Below are 2264 nucleotides of genomic sequence, written 5' to 3'. Positions count from 1 at the left end.
GGGCACCGTCCGTGTGCGCGGTCACGCGAGGTGGTCAGGCGACTAAGCCCGCTCGGTCTGCGCGGCCACCTCTCCCTGTCGGATCGCGGTGCCGCGCAACGTAGCCGTACTGCCCGGAACATTCAATACTGATGAACAGTCAGATCTGTGCGATCGGTCGGCAGCCGCCAGATCTCGGCGGAGTCGAAGCAGTCCGACGCCCTTGGGTGCGGGCTCTCGTCATGGCAGTGGAAGGCGGCCCAGAAGACATCGGCGAGAAGCGCGCAGGCCGGTGCGTATACCCGGTAGACGTACTGCCGCCCGTCGGCTGCGAGCAGAGCGACCATCCAGAACATGTCGGAGGGGACGCGTGCCGGGTGCGGTTCGGTTGCCGGTCCCGGGGCGCCTCGGGAGCGGAGGGCACACGGGCACGCGCCCCTGAGGGAGAAGTATCCCGATCTCATCCGTAAGGAGGAGAAACTGATCGTCTGTGCCCACCCTCAGTGGGACGGGCACATGGCACCCGACGGGGACGCGAGGACTCGGCGGAGCTGATGGGGTGAGGGATATGCCCAGTCCGACCCCCTGGCTGCCCCGGCAGTCAGCCGCCGCCCGCCGAGCCGAGCCCGACTCCCGATTCACTCCGGAGCTGGCCTCGGTGGTGGCGGCCGCGCGCCGCAGGGCGCTGCGCGACGGGGACCGGCAGACCGACACCGCGCATCTGCTGCACTCGCTGATCCAGACCGACCCCGAGGCGCGCGCCGTGTTCGGGCCCGGGCCGACGGTCGCCCGTGTCCTCGGCTATCTCGTCCAGCGCAGCATCGGCTACGGCCTGCGGTGGCAGGGCTCGGTGGAGGACTCCGGCGCCATTCCCGTCGTACGGGACCGTGGCCCCGGCCGATCCGAGCGGTCCGACCGGCCCGGCCGACCCGGCCGATCCGGGCGGCCCGGGCGGTCCGACCCACCTGGCCGATCCGAGTGGCCCGACGGACCCGATCCACCCGACCGGCCCGAGCGGTCCGACCGACCCGATCCACCCGACCGGCCCGGCCGTTCGGGGTGGTCGCCGTCCGTGTCCGCCGCGCTGACGACGGCCGTGGAGCGCGCGGAACTGCGCGGGGAGCCCCGGGCCGCCGGGGTGGACCTGCTCGCCGCCCTCGCGTCCGACCCCGGCTGCCGGGCGGTGGAGGTGCTGGAGCGGGCGGGGGTGGATGTGGAGCAGCTCGGCGGCCGGCTGGCGGCAGGCTGACCCCGGCGGGGCCCGCCCGTCTCGCCATGCGTCATGGGCTCGACGGTCCTGACGTGCGCTGACATGATGTGCCGATGCAGGCGTCTCGGGGTAGGAGCGCGGGTCTGGGAATCGCCCTGGTCTCGGCTTTCGCGTTCGGTGGATCGGGTGTCGCGGCCAAGCCGCTGATCGAGGCGGGTCTCGACCCGCTCCATGTGGTGTGGCTCAGGGTGGCGGGCGCGGCGCTGATCATGCTGCCGCTGGCCTGGCGCCACCGCGGTCTGCTGCGCCGCAGGCCGGTGCTCCTCCTCGGCTTCGGACTGCTGGCCGTCGCGGGGGTCCAGGCGTTCTACTTCGCGTCCATCTCCCGGATTCCCGTGGGAGTGGCGCTCCTCGTCGAATATCTCGGCCCGGCCCTCGTCCTCGGCTGGATCCGTTTCGTCCAGCGCAGGCCGGTCACCCGCGCGGCGGCGGTGGGCGTCGTCCTCGCGGTCACCGGTCTCGCCTGTGTGGTCGAGGTGTGGGCGGGGCTGAGCTTCGATGTGCTCGGGCTGCTGCTCGCGCTGGGCGCCGCGTGCTGCCAGGCGTGCTACTTCGTCCTGTCCGACCACGGCGGCCACGGGGAGGATCGCGCGGACCCGCTGGGCGTCATCGCGTACGGACTGCTCATCGGCGCGCTGGTGCTGACCGTGATCGCACGGCCGTGGGGCATGGACTTCACGCTGCTCGGCGGGGATGTGGACATGGGCGGGACGCGGGTCACGGCCTGGCTGCTGCTGGCCTGGGTGGTGCTGATCGCCACCGTGCTCGCGTATGTCACCGGGGTCGTCTCCGTACGGAAGCTGTCGCCGCAGGTGGCCGGGGTGGTGGCGTGTCTGGAGGCGGTCGTCGCGACCGTGCTGGCCTGGGTGCTGCTGCGCGAGCATCTGTCACTGCCGCAGATCCTGGGCGGTGCGCTGGTGCTGCTGGGCGCGTTCATCGCCCAGTCACAGGCACCGAAGGCGCCCTCGGGGCCGATCGCGTCCGGCGGGCAGGTGCCGGTGCCGGTGGCAAAAGG

At 72.5% G+C, this 2264-nt stretch carries 3 protein-coding genes; 2 read left to right on the top strand and 1 reads right to left on the bottom strand.

Features of this window, described 5'->3' with window-relative positions; translation table 11 throughout:
- Positions 1–122: 122 nt before the first annotated feature.
- On the bottom strand, positions 123–335 hold the full coding sequence (locus tag ACWF94_RS39085) for a hypothetical protein (RefSeq protein ID WP_453499830.1): 213 nt from the start codon (positions 333–335) through the stop codon (positions 123–125).
- Positions 336–547: 212 nt separating this feature from the next.
- On the opposite strand from ACWF94_RS39085, the gene ACWF94_RS39080 reads away from it, so the two are divergent.
- The gene (locus ACWF94_RS39080; protein WP_453499828.1) at positions 548–1228 is read left to right on the top strand and encodes a Clp protease N-terminal domain-containing protein; all 681 of its coding nucleotides are present in this window, start codon (positions 548–550) and stop codon (positions 1226–1228) included.
- 74 nt (positions 1229–1302) lie between these two features.
- Positions 1303–2264: EamA family transporter (locus tag ACWF94_RS39075; RefSeq protein ID WP_453499826.1), on the top strand; the 962-nt coding region annotated here is incomplete at its 3' end.

This window comes from Streptomyces sp. NPDC055078 (genome assembly GCF_053607985.1).
Note: the sequence above shows the minus strand (reverse complement) of the source record. Positions and strands in the feature narration are given on the sequence as shown.

Excerpts from the sequence above, each read along its gene's own strand:
- ACWF94_RS39080 (WP_453499828.1), top strand. The coding sequence starts at position 548 with ATGCCCAGTCCGACCCCCTGGCTGCCCCGGCAGTCAGCCGCCGCCCGC.
- ACWF94_RS39085 (WP_453499830.1), bottom strand. The coding sequence starts at position 335 with ATGTTCTGGATGGTCGCTCTGCTCGCAGCCGACGGGCGGCAGTACGTC.